Origin of the sequence: Amycolatopsis orientalis (genome assembly GCF_000943515.2) — a bacterium.
Taxonomy (GTDB): domain Bacteria; phylum Actinomycetota; class Actinomycetes; order Mycobacteriales; family Pseudonocardiaceae; genus Amycolatopsis; species Amycolatopsis orientalis.
On record NZ_CP016174.1, the window covers coordinates 4,830,064 to 4,846,472 of the forward strand.

The 16,409-nt window shown below is 69.9% G+C and carries 11 protein-coding genes; 9 read left to right on the top strand and 2 right to left on the bottom strand.

Going from position 1 to position 16,409, the window contains the following annotated elements; genetic code table 11:
* Nucleotides 1-99: 99 nt before the first annotated feature.
* The 9 genes from SD37_RS21155 (at nt 100) to SD37_RS21190 (ending at nt 13,212) form a co-directional block, all read left to right on the top strand.
* The gene (locus SD37_RS21155) at nt 100-978 is read left to right on the top strand and encodes a hypothetical protein (protein WP_044851912.1); all 879 of its coding nucleotides are present in this window, start codon (nt 100-102) and stop codon (nt 976-978) included.
* Nucleotides 975-5,126: a caspase family protein gene (locus SD37_RS21160; RefSeq protein WP_044851911.1), complete on the top strand. Its 4,152-nt coding sequence runs from the start codon at nt 975-977 to the stop codon at nt 5,124-5,126. Before SD37_RS21155 ends, SD37_RS21160 begins: the two co-directional genes overlap by 4 nt.
* Nucleotides 5,123-5,269, top strand: coding sequence for a hypothetical protein (locus SD37_RS43205; RefSeq protein WP_167369599.1), 147 nt, complete (start codon nt 5,123-5,125; stop codon nt 5,267-5,269). Before SD37_RS21160 ends, SD37_RS43205 begins: the two co-directional genes overlap by 4 nt.
* Before the next feature lie 386 nt (nt 5,270-5,655).
* Complete coding sequence (locus SD37_RS21165) at nt 5,656-8,535, top strand: type 2 lanthipeptide synthetase LanM family protein (protein ID WP_236725066.1); 2,880 nt, start codon at nt 5,656-5,658, stop codon at nt 8,533-8,535.
* Nucleotides 8,536-8,548: 13 nt separating this feature from the next.
* Entirely contained in the window at nt 8,549-8,743 is a 195-nt protein-coding gene (locus SD37_RS21170) for a hypothetical protein (protein ID WP_044851910.1), read from the top strand.
* An 89-nt stretch (nt 8,744-8,832) separates the two neighbouring features.
* Nucleotides 8,833-11,721: a helix-turn-helix transcriptional regulator gene (locus SD37_RS21175; RefSeq protein WP_044851909.1), complete on the top strand. Its 2,889-nt coding sequence runs from the start codon at nt 8,833-8,835 to the stop codon at nt 11,719-11,721.
* 3 nt (nt 11,722-11,724) lie between these two features.
* Entirely contained in the window at nt 11,725-11,964 is a 240-nt protein-coding gene (locus SD37_RS21180; RefSeq protein WP_044851908.1) for a glutaredoxin family protein, read from the top strand.
* Nucleotides 11,961-12,170, top strand: a complete 210-nt coding sequence (locus tag SD37_RS21185; protein ID WP_044851907.1) for a putative acetyltransferase — start codon at nt 11,961-11,963, stop codon at nt 12,168-12,170. The genes SD37_RS21180 and SD37_RS21185 overlap by 4 nt, the downstream gene beginning before the upstream one ends.
* A 28-nt stretch (nt 12,171-12,198) precedes the next feature.
* Nucleotides 12,199-13,212, top strand: a complete 1,014-nt coding sequence (locus tag SD37_RS21190) for a YihY/virulence factor BrkB family protein (RefSeq protein ID WP_044851906.1) — start codon at nt 12,199-12,201, stop codon at nt 13,210-13,212.
* Nucleotides 13,213-13,219: 7 nt separating this feature from the next.
* Here SD37_RS21190 and SD37_RS21195 read toward each other — a convergent pair whose 3' ends face one another.
* On the bottom strand, nt 13,220-13,660 hold the full coding sequence (locus SD37_RS21195) for a DUF4383 domain-containing protein (protein ID WP_044851905.1): 441 nt from the start codon (nt 13,658-13,660) through the stop codon (nt 13,220-13,222).
* A 329-nt stretch (nt 13,661-13,989) separates the two neighbouring features.
* A complete protein-coding gene (locus tag SD37_RS21200; protein WP_044851904.1) occupies nt 13,990-16,326 on the bottom strand; it encodes a chitobiase/beta-hexosaminidase C-terminal domain-containing protein in 2,337 nt (778 codons plus the stop codon).
* Between the last annotated feature and the right edge of the window lie 83 nt (nt 16,327-16,409).

Below are 16,409 nucleotides of genomic sequence, written 5' to 3' on the forward strand. Positions count from 1 at the left end.
GGAGATGGCCTTCTTTGAGACTGTTTTCGAGCCAGGTGTCCCGTACCGCCACAGTATTATTCGCTTCGCTGGTCACAATCGACCTTCCGGAGGCGGCTGGTGGCGCAGGTGGTCGTCGTTCACGGGGTCGGTCAGGAGTTCCGCGGACCGGAACTGATGTGCCGTGAGGTCGCTCCCGCGCTACGGGACGGCATCCGGCTGGGCGGCGAGGTGGCTCTGGACGTCGATGTGGCCTGCGCGTTCTATGGCGACCTGTTCTTCCCACCCGGCGTCCGGTCGTGGCACCTGCCGCCCTGGGACGAGCATGACGTCGAGGGGCTGGAAGCCGACTTGCTCGATTCCTGGTGGGCAGGGGCGGTCGCGGTCGACCCCGATGTCGCGGACCCGGCGGGAAGCCGTGGCGCCGTCGGGTTCGCGGTCTCCCGCGCGCTGTCGTCCCGCGCGGTCCGGGCGAGGTTGGACGCCCTCAGCGGGTCACGGTTCTTCGCCTCGGTGTCCGATCGGTTGCTGATCTTCGCTCTCAAGCAAGTCCGCCGCTACCTGACCGAACGGCCGCTGCGCGAAGCCGTGCGCGCCCGGGTCGCCGCCGCGATCGGTCCGGACACGCGGGTGCTGGTCGCGCACTCCCTCGGTTCGGTCGTGGCCTACGAAACGTTGTGCGCCGATCGGAGCCTGCCGGTCACCGATCTGGTGACGCTCGGCTCTCCTCTCGGCCTGCGCTCGGTGGTGTTCGACCGACTCGACCCGGCACCGATCGGACAGGTCGGCCAGTGGCCGGGCAGCGTGCGTCGCTGGACGAACGTCGCCGACCGAGGGGATGTCGTCGCGCTGCCGAGCGGTCTGGCGGGCCGCTTCCCGAACGTGCGAGACGAAACGATCACCAACGGCGTCCGCATGCACGACCTGCTCCGGTATTTGACCGCGCCCACGACCGGACGCGCGATCGCCCGTGGCGTCGTGAACGGCGATGAATCATGAGCCGTCGCTTCTTGATCGCGCTCGGCGTCGGCGTCTACCGGGACAGCGGGATAACGAACCTGCCGGGCGCTCCCGGCGACGCCGACCGCGTCCGCCGGCTGTTCGCCGACCTCGGGTACCGAGAGGTCCTTCCCGATCTGGCGTCCGTGCCCGGCCGGGAGATCCCCCACCGGATCGAAACCTGGGCTCACGAAGCACGACTGGATGCCGAAGACATCGTGGTGGTCTATTTCGCAGGCCACGCCGAGAAGAACTCCGAGCGGCACCACCTGCTCTGCGCCGACTACGAGCCAGGGCGGTGGACGACGGCCCTGCCCAGTGAGGAGCTGGCGAGATCGCTGGTCGGCCACGCCTTCAGACATCTGCTCGTCGTGCTCGACACCTGCTACGCGGGAGCCGGCGGCGGCGAGGTCGCCGCCATGGCGGCGGATCTGGCGAACACACAGCCGAAGCCGGTGGGCCGCTGGACACTGACAGCGGCGCGCAGCAAGGAAACAGCCGAAGACAACGTGTTCGTCGACGCGCTCGAACACGCCTTGATGTCGCTCGGCCGTACTCCCGGTGTCGAAGAGATCGTCCAGCGGATCAACGCCTACTTCTCCGCGCAGGGCCGACGGCAGCACGCCACGTATTCCACCGTCGACAATCCGGGCACCAGCCCGTTCTTCCACGCCGCGAACGGCGGTGAAGCCCTCGATCACGCCCGCATCGCCGAGTTGCACCGGCTCGACAACGCACGCTTCGGCACGTCAGGCCGCGGCGTACGCGACGTGACCGACCCGGGAGACCATTTCACCGCACGCACGACGGCACTCGACGAACTCGTCTCCTGGCTGCGCTCCAGCACACACGACCGTCGTGCCCGGGTCGTCGTCGGCGATCCCGGTTCGGGCAAGACCGCCCTCCTGGGCAGGCTGCTCCTGCTCACCGACCCGAGCCACCCGGCTCGCCACCACCTCCGGCAGCAGCCGGAACCCCGCCTCGCCATGGACGTTCTGGCACTGCACGCGCACGCGGACGACGTCTTCGCCGAACTGTCCGCAGTGCTCGGGCGTCCACAAGCGACGGACAGCGAACTCCAGCTCGTGCTGAACCGGCGCGAAACCCCGTTGCTGCTGATCATCGACGGCTTGGACGAATCCGCGGAAGCCGCGCGGTTCGCCCGGCTGCTGCGGCCGTTCACGACGCTTCCCGGACTCCGGCTCGTGATCGGCTCGCGCCGCCCCCTCCTCCCCGAACTCGGCCCCGGGACAGCGGTGATCGATCTGGACGAGCCCGGCCATCTCGCCACCGCCGACATCGCCCGTTATGCCTCGGACGTCCTCCTCGACGCCCACGACCCGCACAGTCTCTCCCCGTATCGTGGCCGCCCGGACGAAGCCGCGGCGCTCGGCGAAGTGATCGCCGAGAAGGCCCGTCACATGTTCCTCTACGCCCAGGTGACGGCGAGTGCCGTCGTCAAGGGCCAGCTCACCGTCGGCACCGCGGAACCGGGCTGGAAGGATCGGCTGCCGAACGACATCAACCAGGCCTACTCCACCTATTTCTCCCGGTACGGCGACCAGCGGATGAAGGTGGAACGCCTGCTGCGGCCACTCGCGTACGCGCGAGGTTCGGGCCTGCCCCGGTCGATCGTGTGGCCCGCACTGGCCACCGCGCTTTCCGGCAGGGAATGCACCGCCGAAGACGTGTTCTGGCTGCTGGAAACGGCGAGTGAATACCTCGTGGAACACCCCTCGGCGGATGGCCCGGTCTACCGGCTGTTCCACGAGACGGTGGCCGACTATCTCCGCCGTTCGTTCCCGGACGCGGACTCTCACCGGACGATTACCTTCGCGCTCCTCGACCTGGTTCCCGCCGACCGGTCCGGACACCGCGACTGGACGCTCGCACCTCCGTATCTCCGCCGTCATCTGGCCACCCACGCCGCCGCGGGCACCGTGCTCGACCGCTTGCTCGCCGACGCGGACTTCCTCGTGCACGCCGACCCCGACAGCCTCCTGTCCGCCTTGCACGACGTACCCGCCCAACTCGGTGGGGCGATCTATCGCGCGTCCGCGGCCACTCATCGTCGTCTGTCCCCTCAGCGTCGGCGGCAGATTCTCGCCATGGACGCCGCGCGCCTGGACGCCACGGACCTGCACCGTGCCCTCTCGCGGAACCTGACGTGGGTCACGCGCTGGGCGACCGGGCGGCAGAACAGCCTTGCCTTGAGCACGGACATCTCGGGCGGCGGAAGCATCGTGTCGATGGCGTGTACGACGACGTCCGGCCACGCCATGGCCGTCACCACCGGAGCGGATCGCACGGTACGCGCCTGGGATCTGACGACCGGCCTCCCCGCCGCCACCCTCGAAGCGGACTTGGCGGACCCTGTCGCTTGCGCCATGGTCGACGGCCGGCCGCTGGCCGTCGTCGTCGACGGCGCGGGGACATTGTGGCTGTGGGACCTCGTCACCGGCACCCACACCGAATCACCCGGCGGCCCCGGCCCGGTGCACGCCGTGGCCTGCGGGACTCTTCGCGGCCATCCCATCACGGTCACCGGCGGCGAAAACGGCACTCTGCTCGTCCGGGACCTCGTCACCCTTGAGCAGAGCGTGCTCAACGCACGCCGAGGGCGGATCACAGCGGTGGTGTGCCGGACGGTCGGTGATCGTCCGACCGCCGCCGCCATCGGTAGCGACGACGTGATCCAGGTCTGGGATCTCACCGACGGCGCACTGCGGCTCATCGGTCCCCACCGGCGGGTGGTGGACGTCGATCTCGCGGAACTCGACGGTGAGCCGGTGGTGGTGACGGTCGGCGACTCGACCAAGGTCTGGGAGCTCCGCACCGGCGCCGTCCGCCGGGAGATGGGTCTCGGGGAAGGCTGGATCAACGCCGTCACCTGCACGACCGCGGCCGGTCTTCCGGTCGCCGTTCTCGGCGACGACCGGGGAACGGTCCGTGTTCGCGACCTCTCGAGCGGCGAAGTGCGCACGACTCTCCCCGGACACCGAAGCTGGGTCAGCGCGGTCGGCTGTGTGGACGTGGACGGGCGTCCCTTCGCGGTGACCGCCAGCGGCGATGGGACCCTTCGCAGCTGGGACTTCACCTCGGCGGCGGCCGTGGGTTTCCCCGCGCCCGGCCACATGGCCGAAATCACGGCCATCGGCGGAGCCGTCCTTTCGGGGCGTGCCGTGCTGGTCAGTGTCAGCGAAGATCGCACCGCCCGGGTGTGGGACGTGACGACCGGCGAGACACGCGTGGTCCTGGACGGCCAGGAGGTGGCCCTCAACGACGTGGCCACCACCGTCCTCGACGGCCGTTCCCTGGCCGTCACCGGAGCGTCGGACGGCACGGTCGGCGTGTGGGATCTCGACACCGGCGAAGCGCGTTACACCCTGTACGGCCACTCCGGGCTCGTACACCTCGTCACCTGTGCCGAGGTGTACGGCAAGCCCAAGGCGATCACCGCCGGCAGTGATCGCACGATCCGGGTGTGGGATCTCGCCACAGGTGAGCACATCTGGACTCTCGGCGGGCACGAGGGGGCGGTGCGCACCGTCGCGACGTCGACCGTCGGGGGCGAACCCGTACTGCTGGCCGGCGGGCATTTCGGTCCGGTGCGGATGTGGAGTCTGGCCACCGGCGATCCGCTCGCCACCTTGACGGATTCGTCCGGCGGGGGCGCCATCGCCACCACCACGATCGGCGGAGTCCCGGTGGCCGTCGTCAACAACCGGCGCGACAACAGCACCGGCCTCTGGGACCTGACAAATCCGGCCCGGAAGAAGCTGGCCGCTCCGCCGGCGCACGCACTGGCCGTTCATGCCCCGGCAGGCGGCGATCCGGTCCTCGTGCTCGCCTGCCACGACAGCACCGTCCGGATCTGGGATCTGACCCACGACGAGCACCGCGCCACGATGCGCGGCCACGTCGGGCGGATACGCCAGGTGGGGTGCTCGGTGATCAAGGGCAGGACGGCGGTCGTCACCCTGGGAAGCGATGACACGGTGCGACTGTGGGACATGGGCACCGGCACGGAGCTGGCCGTGTTCGACTTCCCCGGCCCGGTGAACGCGGTACGGCACTTCGTCCGGAACGGATGCCTCGCCGTGGCCATGGGGGCCGATCTCGTGGTGCTAGAGCAGGGAAACGAATGACCGGCGGCCGATCGGGGTACCAGGAGATCATGTGGATGGTGCTGGTTATCCCGCTGCTGGTCATGTCGTTCGCGCTGCTGATGGAGCGCGTCGAAGCGAACGTGCCCGAACGGGATCCGAGTCGCGCGCCCGAACCCATCTGAGTCACCACGCGGCACCGTCGTCGTCGACGGTGAAGAGGCCGCGTTGTCCATGAAGAAATCAGGACGTTGAGTGTCCCAATTCCCTCACCGATGCCCGGGCCTCGCACTTGAGAATGCGGACAAGAGGGGTAAATCGGGCCCCAGGATCATCCATAAGGGGCAATTTCCAGCGGATCGCTGGTCGCGGCCTGGTTTCCGTCAGCCAGTCCAGCCCAGGTCGATCGTCTGCTCACGACCGCTTCCCACAGGTGAGGGAAAGGGACCGTCACGCACTGAGAAACCCGGCCAAGCCCTCAGGGCACGGTCGTCACTCTCCGGGCATCTTCGTGCGTGCGCTGAATGTGGGGGTTCCGCACCCATGTGCGGCACCCCGCCCGGCTGACAGCATGAACGACGTGACGCCCCAGCTACCGGCGACGTCCCTGCCGCTGAAGTGGTGGGTGCACGGCCAGACCCCGCGCGAACGGAAAGCGGACAAGCCCGCATGGGCGGACTTCGCCGAACACGCTGTCACCGCGCCTCTGCCGCGGCGGCCCCCAGTCGGTGATTGGCGGGTCGACTTCGCCGGGGTCTTCAGGTCCTTCGTCGACGCCGCGTGCCGCGAGGCGGTCCCCAGCGATCTCCCCGGCGCGGACGTCGGCGCGCTTCGCGCGGGTTTCGCCGCTCAGCTCGGCCGGCATCTGCTCAAGCTCTCGGTCCGCACGCTGGTCCTCGAACTCCATCGGGCCCGCAAGGCCGGGACTCTCCGGGGTGAGACGCCTGAAGAGCGCTTCGCGGACTTCGTGCGCCAGCAGTCGACGCCGTCCGGGCTCGTCCGGTTGTTCACCGAATACCCGGTGCTGACCCGGCTCCTCGCCCAGGCTTGCCTCCACGCCGCCGAGGCGAACGCCGAGACGCTGACCCGCTTCGCCGCCGACGCCGGCGCCCTGCCTGGCTCGGTCGCGGACGGCGAACTCGGCACGCTCGTCGAACTGGCGGGCGAGATCGGGGACTCGCACGCGCGGGGGCGTTCGGTCCGGCTGCTCCGGTTCTCCAGCGGCACCAAGGTGATCTACAAACCCCGGCCGCTGATCCTGCACGGACGGTTCACCGACGTCGTCGAGCGGCTCAACAAAAGGCTTCCCGGCCTCGAGCTGCGGACCGCCGACGCGCTCCTGCGTGACGGCTACGGCTGGCTGCGGTTCGTCGAACACCGGCCGTGCGCCGACATCGCCGACGTCGACCGGTTCTACCGCCGCCAGGGCATCCTGCTGGCGCTGCTGCACGCGCTCGACGCCACCGACGTCCATTACGAGAACATCATCGCCGACGGCGACCAGCCGGTGCTGATCGACATCGAGACGCTGTTCCAGCCGTCCCCGCCCGAAGCGGCGGACGGCGATCCGGCGGCGGCCATGCTGGCGCGATCCGTCCAGCGCACGCTGCTGCTCCCCCAGCTCTTCGCCGGTGAGCACGGCGCCGTCGACATCTCCGGGCTCGCCGGCCGCGGCGGCAGGCTGCCCACCGACCGGATCGACTGGGCCGATGCCGGCACCGACCGCATGCGGCTGGTCCGCGTGCCGGGAGAACTCGCCGGTGGGAGCAATCTCCCGCGTATCGACGGCCGTGACGTCAGTCCCGCCGAGCACAGCGCGGCCCTCCTGGCCGGTTTCCGGCTCGGCTACGACGCGATCTCCACCGCGCGGGCCGAGATCACCGAGCACCTCAGGCGGTGCGCCGAGGATCCCATCCGGGTCCTCATCCGGCCGACGAACTTCTACTTCCGCCTGCTGGACGAGACCACCCATCCGGACCTCCTGCGCGACGCCGCCGACCGCGACCGCGCGTTCGACCTGCTCGAAGAGGATTCGGCGGGCGAGGAGAAGCTGCGCAGGCTCGTGCCGCACGAACGGGACGACCTGTGGGCCGGGGACATCCCGATGTTCACCTCGAACCCCGGTTCGACGTCGCTGCTGGATTCGCGCGGCGACAGCGTCGAAGGCGTGGTGGACCGGCCGTCGCTGGACACCGTGCTGGCGAAGGTCGCCGACATGGATCCGCTCGACCAGCGTGACCAGGAATGGCTCATCTCGGCCACCCTCGCCATCAGCACGGCGGCCGACGGCCACCACGGCGGTGGCGAGACCGCGGAAACGGCGGTGCCGAACCAGGCGCCCGCCGCGGAACGGCTGCTGGTCACCGCGTGCGGTATCGCCGACCACATCGTCGCCAACGCCTTCTCCGACGAACGCCGCTCCAACTGGCTCGGCCTCGAACTCGTCGACGACCGGTACTGGACCGTGCTGCCGATGGGCGCCGGACTCGGTGAGGGCTACTGCGGTGTCGCGTTGTTCCTCGCCCAGCTCGCCGAGCTGACCGGGATCGCGCGCTACCGGGACCTCGCCGCGTACGCGATCACACCGCTTCCCGGCCTCTTCGCCACCCTCCGGGCCGACCCCGGACTGGCCGCCACTGCCGGCTGCGGCGGTCTGCTCGGACTCGGCGGCGTCGCGTACACGATCGCCCGGCTCAGCACGCTGGTCGGGCTTCCCGCCGGGGATCTCATCGAACAGGCCGTCGACCTGATGCCCGAGGCCGGCCCCGAGACGCCGTCCGGGTTCACGACCGGACTCGCGGGCGGGGTCGCCTCGATGCGCTCGGTGTATGTCCAAACAGGACTGGACGCCGCACTGGCACGGGCGGACCGCTATACCGAACAGCTGCTCGACCGCGAGCGTCCACAAAGGACAGGTTTCGCGCGCGGTTCCGCCGGGATCGACTGGGTGCTGCGGGCACACGACCGGAACGGCGAAGAACCGCCCGGAAAGGCCGATGATCGGGCGGAAAGCACCGGCGGCTGGTGCGACGGCCTCGCGGGCGCCGCGCTCGGCGTGGCCGCCCGGCTGCCCGGGCCCGCCCACGCCCTGGAACTGGACCGGACCGTCAAACGGCTGTCCGAAGGGGCACCTTTGAAGGATCTCAGCCTGTGCCACGGCGAAACCGGGGTGACCGAGGTGTTGTGCGTACTCGCCGAGAACGGGCACACTGGCGCCGCCGCCGCGGCACGCCGCCGGACCGGTCATCTGCTCGCCGCGATCGACCAGCGCGGCGCGCGCTGCGGGACCCCCGGCGCGGTCCCCGCGCCAGGGCTGCTGAGCGGTCTGGCGGGCATCGGCTACAGCCTGCTGAGGCTGGGCTTCGGCGACCGGGTCCCGTCCGCGCTCCTGCTCCGCCCCGACCGGCCGCATCCCGCGGCCACCGTCGTTCCGCCGGTCAACCGAGTATGAGGAGAAGAACCGAATGTACGAAAGAGATCTGCCCGCCATCGAAGACGCCCTCGGCGCCGTGAACCTGCCGCGCGCCCTCGAGGTCGGTTCGCGCAACCACGCGCTGGCGGGCGGAAAGCCGAGGCTGAGCGCCAACCCGCTCGCCACCCTTTCCAGCGACCCCGGTTCGCCGTCCGTCGTCAGCGTCTTCGCCGGCGGCTGGATCTGATTGAGGCTCACGAAGGCGGGCTCGCGCCGCCCGCCTTCGTGATCAACTCTTCGCCGTAGCACGGGAATCCGCTCGCTATAGTCACGGCGGTGGGGATCCGTTCGTCGAGGGTGATCGGCCGCGACGCCGAACTGGCCGAGCTCTCCGGAGCTCTCGATCGCGCCATCGCCGGCCGCGGCGGCGCGATCTTCCTCGTGGGCGAAGGCGGGATCGGCAAGTCCCGGCTGGCCATCGAAGCCGCTTCCCGAGCCGTCTCCGCGGACATCCCGGTCCTGCAGGGCAGGGCCAGCTCGATCGGCCCGCTCGTCCCGTTCCGGCCGCTGACCCAGGCGCTGCTCTCGCATTTCCGCGGCGGCGGCCCGCCGGAGGCGGCCGAACTCGACCCGTTCGTCCCCGTACTCGCCCAGCTCGTCCCCGACTGGAGCCAAGGCGACCGGCCGCGCGAATCGGGCTCGCTCATGGTGCTCGCCGAGGCGGTCTACCGGCTGCTCGCGGTCACCAGCCGCGACCGCGGCGCGCTCCTGGTCCTCGACGACCTCCAGGACGCCGACGCCGAAACGCTGTTCATCCTCGAATACCTCGTCGACAACCTGGCCGGGGCGCAGACCCTGTTCGTCGGCACGCTCCGCAACGAGCCTTCCGACGCGCTCCGGCTCGCGACCTCCGGGGCGCAGCGGATGAGTTGCGCCGTCCTCGAACTCGGCAGGCTCAGCCTTCCCGACACCCGCGCGCTCGCCGCGGCCTGTCTGGAGACCGAGCCGGGGAAGCTGCCCGCCCCGGCGGCGGAACTGCTGTGGCGCAACAGCGCGGGCCTGCCGTTCATCGTCGAGGAACTCCTCCACGGCATGGTGAACGACGGTCTGCTGGTCGAGAGCCGTGACGGCTGGCGCGTGATCGGCGAACTCCGCGCCCGCGTACCCGCCGCACTCGTCACCAGCATCGGCGTCCGGATGGAGCAACTCGGCGAGCAGGCGGGCGAACTGCTGTCGGTCGCCGCGATCCTCGGGCGCCGGTTCCCGCTGTCGGTGGTGCAGACGGTCACCGGCATGAACGACCGGACCCTGCACAACCACCTGAGCGCCGCGGTCTCGGCGAACCTGGTGACCACCGACGAGACGACACCGGGCTGGTACGCCTTCCGGCATCCGCTGACCGCGGAGGCGTTGCTGGAGCGCCAGTCCCCGGCACGGAAGGCGGCGCTCGCCCGCCAGGCAGCCGACGCCGTCGAGAAGCTGTATCCCGGCCTGCCGGGCGACCTGTGCGCGCTCGTCGCGTCGCTGCGGCTGACCGCGCTCGACGAGCGAGCGGCGGGACGGCAGTTCGCCGAAACCGGTCGCCGAGCCCTCGACGCCGGGGCCGCGGACTCCGCGGTCACCATGCTCACCAAGGCCGTCGACCTGCTCTCCGGGGCTGACGCGGGTGAGCGGGCCGCGGTGCTGGAGACCCTGCTGTACGCGCTGGGGCAGACCGGCCAGTTCGACCGCGCCGTCGCGCTCTCCGCCGGATTCGGTGAGATCGGGACACTCGAACGCGCGGCCACCCTGCACACCCAGCTGGCCTGGGCCGCCTACATCGCCGGACGGCACGACGAATGCCTCGGCCAGATCGAACGCGCCCGCGCTCCGCTCGGCTCGGCGATCTCGCCGGCCCAGCAGGCCGCGCTCGACGCCGTCGAAGCGAATCTCTGGCTGGATGTGCCGGGCAAGACCGGCACGGCGGAGCGGCTCGCGCGGCAGGCGTGGCGGGTGGCCGAGGAGACCGGGCAACCGTTCGTCGTCTGCCAGGCACTGCAGGTGCTCGGGATGCTGGCGCTGTCGCGGGATCTCACCGAGTCCGAGCACTACATGCAACTCGCGCGGCGGACCGCCGAAGACAACCACCTCCACCATCTCCGCACCCAGGCGCTGGTCCGGCTCGGCGGACATCGTGTGCTGATGACCGGCGACGAGCAGACCCTGCTGCTCGCCCGCGCCGACGCCCAGCGGACCGGGTCGATCACCCTGCACTGCGCGGTCGATTCCGTGCGCACCATGCACGCGATCCTGCGCTGCGACTTCGAAACCGCGCACGCCCTGCTGGAGGAGAACCTCGCCGTGCTCGGCAGGCTCCGGTTGACCGCGTTACTCCAGTACGCGCATATGACCAGGGCGATGTCGGCCGGGCACCGGGCCGACCGGCAGGCGATGGAGCAGGCGCTCGAGGACTTCCGGGAGAGCGGCGGCGAGAACGCGCAGGAGATGGTGCTGAGCATCGGGCTGGCCCGGGTGTTCTGCTCGCTGCTGGAGGAGGACTTCGACCGGGTACGCCGGGAACTCGGGCAGGTGACCGCACTGGAGGAGCGGCGGCCGAGCCGGTTCCACCTGGCCGGCCAGCACGGGCTCAGGACGCTCCTCGACACCCTGGGCGGCGCCGCCTGCCCCGAGGCCGGATCCGCGGTGAGCGGGATGCGGTGGAACCGGCAGTTCGTGGAACTCGCGCGCGCCGTCGAGCACGGCAGGCGGGGCGAAGCGGCGGAAGCCGAACGGGCCGTGGCCGCCGCGCTGGAGACGTCGGCGCCCTATCCCCTGGCCCGGCATCTCGGACTCCGCCTGATCGCCGAACCCGCCGCCGCCGACGGCTGGGGCGATCCGGCGGGCTGGCTCACGGAGGCCGAGGAGTACTTCCACGGCAGGGACATCCAGGCCGTCGCGGGTGCCTGCCGGAGCCTGCTCCGCAAGCTCGGCGCGCCGGTGCGGCAGCGCCGCGCCGGAGTCGACCGGGTGCCCGGCGACCTGCGCGCGTCCGGTGTCACCGTGCGCGAGTACGAGGTGCTGGTGCTGCTCGCGGAGCGGATGGGCAACAAGGACATCGGTGCCCGGCTGCACATCTCCCCCAGAACGGTCGAGAAACATGTCGCGAGCCTGCTCACCAAGACCGGCCTCGCCGACCGTTCGGCCCTCGCCGAACACGCCGCCGCACCACGACCTGGCATGCTGTGAGCCATGAGTGACCTCACCGTGTACGGCGCCGGCTGGTGCCCCGACGTGAAACGCAGCCGCGCCCTGCTGGACGCCAAGGGTGTCGAGTACGACTACATCGACGTCGAAGCGGACTCCGGCGCCGAGGAGGCGGTGCGGGCGTTGCAGAACGGTGAGCGGCGGATCCCGACCATCGTCTGGCCGGACGGCACCCATCTGGTCGAGCCGAGCGACGACGAGCTCACCGCGCATCTGGACCGATGACCCTCCCGGACCTCCCGGTCGGCACGAGGGTCGTCGTGCGGTACCGGATCGAAGGCGGCTTCACCGACGCGCTCGGTTACCTGCGGTCGCGTGACGACGCGGAATGCACCGTGGAGACCAAACGCGGTCTCGCGACGATCCGGCTGGCGGACATCGTCCTGGCGAAGACCGTCCCGCCACCGCCGACGCGGCCCCGCCCGGCCTGAACGCCGTTTCGCGGCCGCCTTCCGGGGTATGCCAAGGGATCCCCTCCTGGAGGTCACCTTGGCTCCCTCGAAGCACTCCACCGAGCCCGAAGGCCCGACAGACCTGCCACGGCGATCGTGGTGGGCCGTGCTCAAGCGGACCGTCGTCCAGTTCAACCGCGACGACCAGCTGGACTGGGCTGCCGCGCTGACCTACTACGGCGTCCTTTCGCTCTTCCCCGGACTGCTGGTGCTCACCGCGATCCTGGGTTTGATGGGACCGTCGGCCACGCAGACACTGCTCGACAGCGCCGGGCAGATCGCCCCCGGCCAAGGCAGGGACATCCTGCTCGGCGCGATCCGGGAACTGTCCGGATCGGGCGGGCTGGCCGGTCCGGCCGCCATTTTCGGTGTGCTGGGCGCGCTGTGGTCGGCGTCGGGCTACATCGGCGCGTTCATGCGCGCCTCCAACGTCATCTACTCGATGCCGGAGGGCCGTCCGATCTGGAAGACCTGGCCTCTGCGGCTGGGCCTGACCATCGCGCTCCTGGTCATCCTCGCGCTCTGCGCCGTCGGGGTCGTCGCGACCGGCGGGGTCGCCCGGTACCTCGGTGACCTGGTGGGCCTGGGCTCGACCGGCGTCCTCGTCTGGGACATCGCGAAATGGCCCGTGATCGCCCTACTGGCCGCGCTGGCGTTCGCGGTGCTCTACTGGGCGGGCCCCAACGTCCGGCAGCCGCGGTTCCGCTGGATGACGCCGGGCGGTGTGGTCGCGGTGCTGCTCTGGGCGGCGGCGACCGCCGGCTTCGCCGTCTACGTGAGCAACTTCGGGTCGTACAACAAGATCTACGGCTCACTGGCCGGGGTGATCGTTTTCCTGATCTGGCTGTGGATCTCGAACATCGCCGTCCTCCTCGGCGCCGAACTCGACGCCGAACTGGCCCGCGGCAAGGAACAGGCCGCGGGCCACCCCGCCGCGGACGAGCCTTTCCTCCCACCCCGGGACACCCGGGCGATGGACGAGGAGGAAACCGCCGAAGCCCAGGCGCGCCGGGGTGAGTAAGCGACCTCTATGCGCTGCGAGCACTCGAGACGGGGATGACGCCCAAGGCGACCATGCCGAGTCCGAGAACGAGGTGCAGCCAGTTGTCGGCGCCGTTGACCGGGACGAAGTTCGCCGTCGATCCGTGGTCGATCAGCAGGCCGTACAGCCACAGGACCAGGTAGATCACCCCGCCGCCGACGAGGAAGCCCTTGGCCGAACCCGCCGTCCGCGCCATCGCCAGGCCCGCGAGCCCGAACGCGACGTGGACGAGGTTGTGCAGGATCGAAACCTGGAACACGCCGAGCAGCAGGGCGCCCGATTCGTGGCCCGCGCCGCCCAGCTGGTCGTAGTTCGTGGTGACACCGGGGATGAAGCCGAGCACGCCGACGAGCAGGAACACCAAGCCGACTACCGCCGCGAAGAGCTGGCGCGGCGAACGCGTGACCTTGGTCGGTGATGCGCTCATGTCGTTGCCTCCGATACCCGTAGGGAGCTGAACCCGCTGCGGGTACCCCGGCCACGGCCGGTCACACGACGACCACCGGATCAGCCCAGCGGCTCGGCCCCTCGTGAGTGGTAATGACGGTTCTAACCGTCATTACCACTCACGAGACCGCCGGGCTTACGGGTACCGGGGAAGGTGTGAAGGTCGAGTTTCCTCGGCTGAGCCGAGCGAAGGGGACCTTCACGCGCTACCGCTGAGCCTGGTAGCGATGGTCCGAGCCGTGAAGGCCTCCTTGAGGGACCCAGAGTCCCTCAAGGAGGCCTTCACCCCCAGCCACGAGACCGCAGGGATTACGGGTAACTGACCAGGTTGCTCGGTGTCGTCCCCGGCGGGGTCACCGCCCCCGCGTCGTTGATCACGTGGGTGATGGTGCCCTTGTAGTTCAGCGAAACCGTCACCAGGTTGTGGAACCGGACGCCGGAGCGGTTCGGCACCTCGAACGCGTGATACAGGTTCACCGACGGGTTGTCGTTGAAGAAGCAGTAGCTGCCCAGGCCCCACGCCTCATGGGTGGTCACGGCGTCCCCGACCTTGTAGGCGGCGTATCCGTTGAGCCCGTTGGGACTCCGCCACCCGGCCTGATCCGGGACGTCGTAGGGGATCTCGTTCTGGAAGAAGATCGTCCTGCCGTTCTGGCCGTTCCAGATCACCTGGTACTTCTGGTAGTGCTCGACGAACAGGCCGGTCGCCAGCACGTTGTCGCCGTTGACGACCACGCCGGTGTCGCCGGTGTTGACCGTCCACCCGTAGGTCCCCGCGTTGCCGTGGTCGGCCCGCCACGCCCAGATGTGGTCGATGATCGTGTCCCGGCTGTTGACGATCAGGCTGTTCGCCGCCTTCCCCGCGATCTGACCGCCGATCCGGAAGAACACGTCCTGCAGCGTCGTCGGGTTGGCCGAGTGAACGGCCGACGAGCCCGACTGGCCCACCGTCAGCAGCGCCTGCGACTTGGTCGTGCCCGCGTCGAACAGCAGGCCCTTGAGCCGGACGCCGTCCACGTCGGCGACCCGCATCGCGTCGACGCCGTTGTCCGGCACCAGCGTCGGGTAGCCGATGCCGAGCACGACCGTGTTGGCCCTGCTCACGTTCAGCGTCTGGTCGAGGTGGTAGACGCCGGGGGTGAAGAACAGGTTGCAGCCCTGGGAAAGCGCCGTGTTGATCGACGACGCGGTGTCCCCCGCCTTCACGACGTAGAACTGGCTCATCGGCAGCGAGCTGCCCGGCGTGCTGCCGTTGGCCCAGCTCGGCCCGGAAGCGTTGGTGCGCAACGAAGGCAGGAACACGCGGTACTTGCCGGAGCCGTCGAGGTACAGATACGGGACGTCGCGCGACACGGGCGTGGCGGAAAGTGTCGTCTCCGGCGGGTTCGGGAAGGTGTTCGCCGGAGCGCCGTTCGTCCCGGAGAAGACCATGTTCCACACCCCGCCGTTCCAGCTGCCGTAGCTGCTGTCACGGGTGTACCACTGCTGCTGCGAGACCGACGCGGCCTGCCCGGAGACCTTGGTGTCGGCGGTGTAGCCACCGCTGGCGAACCCGTAGCTGGCCGGGTACAGCTGCAACCCGCCGCGGATGTCCATCCGGCGGAACGGCGCGGCCTGCGCGACCGCCCAGCGGTTCGACCCGCTGCTCGGGACGATCGCGAGGTTCTCCGCCGAGCGCCAGAAGTTCTGCAGCGCGTGGCCCTGGTCCGACTCGTTGAACGCGTCGACCGTCACGTCGCCGTTGATCACGACGTCGCCCGGGTTCTGCCCGAGGCCCGCGACAGAGGTGTAGTAGCCGACGTCGTCGTGGATCCCGCTGTACACGCCGGGTTTGAACAAGTGCGCGTACCGGCGTTCGGTGAACTGCGCGGTCAAGGTGTCCTTCTGCGCGGCGAAGTCCGCGTCCAGCCGGGTCTGGATCGACGACGCGGACATGCCGGGGTCGAAGATCCGTACGTTCGGCCCGAAGTTCGGCACGTCGGCCTGCACCGGGCAGGTCGCCTGCGTCGATCCGATCGTGTAGCTCGCCGACGCCACCGGCGAGTTCGCCGAACCCGATTTCAGCGCGATCGCGGAAACCGTCGAGGACGCCGAGACCGTGATAGGCCCGGTGTACAAAGTGGACGACGCGGTCGGCGTCGAACCGTCCACTGTGTACCGGATGGTCGCGCCGGCGGTCGCGGTCGACAACGTCACCGAACGGGCGCTCGGATAGCTGCCCGCCGGTGGGTCGAACGTCGGCGAGGCGACGGTCGTGCCGCCGCCAGCGTGGGTGTAGCCGAAGTGCGGGGTGTCGTACTGCGGCCCGTTCTTCTCGTAGGTGAACCAGTAGTCGAGCACCGTGCCGGTGCTGAGCGAGCCGACGGTGTGCCGCCAGGTGCCGCCGCTCTCGGTCATGCGAACGTTCTGCTGCCCCACCCCGGGCACACCGGTGTAGTGGATGTCGACGTACCGCGCGGTCGTCACCGGGGTGAAGGAGAACTGCGCCTGCGTCGCGTTCACCGCCACCGCGCTCTGGCTGTAGTCCTCCGCCGCGGAGGCGGTGGCCTCACCGAGGCCGGTGGCGATCAGGAGCGCGGCGAGGCCGAGGGCGAGCGCACCCCGGACCCCTTTCCGCCGTCTGGGCTGCACAAAGATCCGGTTCACGTCGTGACACCTCCGGCATTGGAAATCCACGGGCGAAGCAATTCGTTGCGCGCCACAACAAAGTAACCGGCGGCGCGATCCGT

Excerpts from the sequence above, each read along its gene's own strand:
- SD37_RS21160 (WP_044851911.1), top strand. The coding sequence starts at position 975 with ATGAGCCGTCGCTTCTTGATCGCGCTCGGCGTCGGCGTCTACCGGGAC.
- SD37_RS43205 (WP_167369599.1), top strand. The coding sequence starts at position 5,123 with ATGACCGGCGGCCGATCGGGGTACCAGGAGATCATGTGGATGGTGCTG.
- SD37_RS21165 (WP_236725066.1), top strand. The coding sequence starts at position 5,656 with ATGAACGACGTGACGCCCCAGCTACCGGCGACGTCCCTGCCGCTGAAG.
- SD37_RS21170 (WP_044851910.1), top strand. The coding sequence starts at position 8,549 with ATGTACGAAAGAGATCTGCCCGCCATCGAAGACGCCCTCGGCGCCGTG.
- SD37_RS21180 (WP_044851908.1), top strand. The coding sequence starts at position 11,725 with ATGAGTGACCTCACCGTGTACGGCGCCGGCTGGTGCCCCGACGTGAAA.
- SD37_RS21185 (WP_044851907.1), top strand. The coding sequence starts at position 11,961 with ATGACCCTCCCGGACCTCCCGGTCGGCACGAGGGTCGTCGTGCGGTAC.
- SD37_RS21190 (WP_044851906.1), top strand. The coding sequence starts at position 12,199 with ATGCCAAGGGATCCCCTCCTGGAGGTCACCTTGGCTCCCTCGAAGCAC.
- SD37_RS21195 (WP_044851905.1), bottom strand. The coding sequence starts at position 13,660 with ATGAGCGCATCACCGACCAAGGTCACGCGTTCGCCGCGCCAGCTCTTC.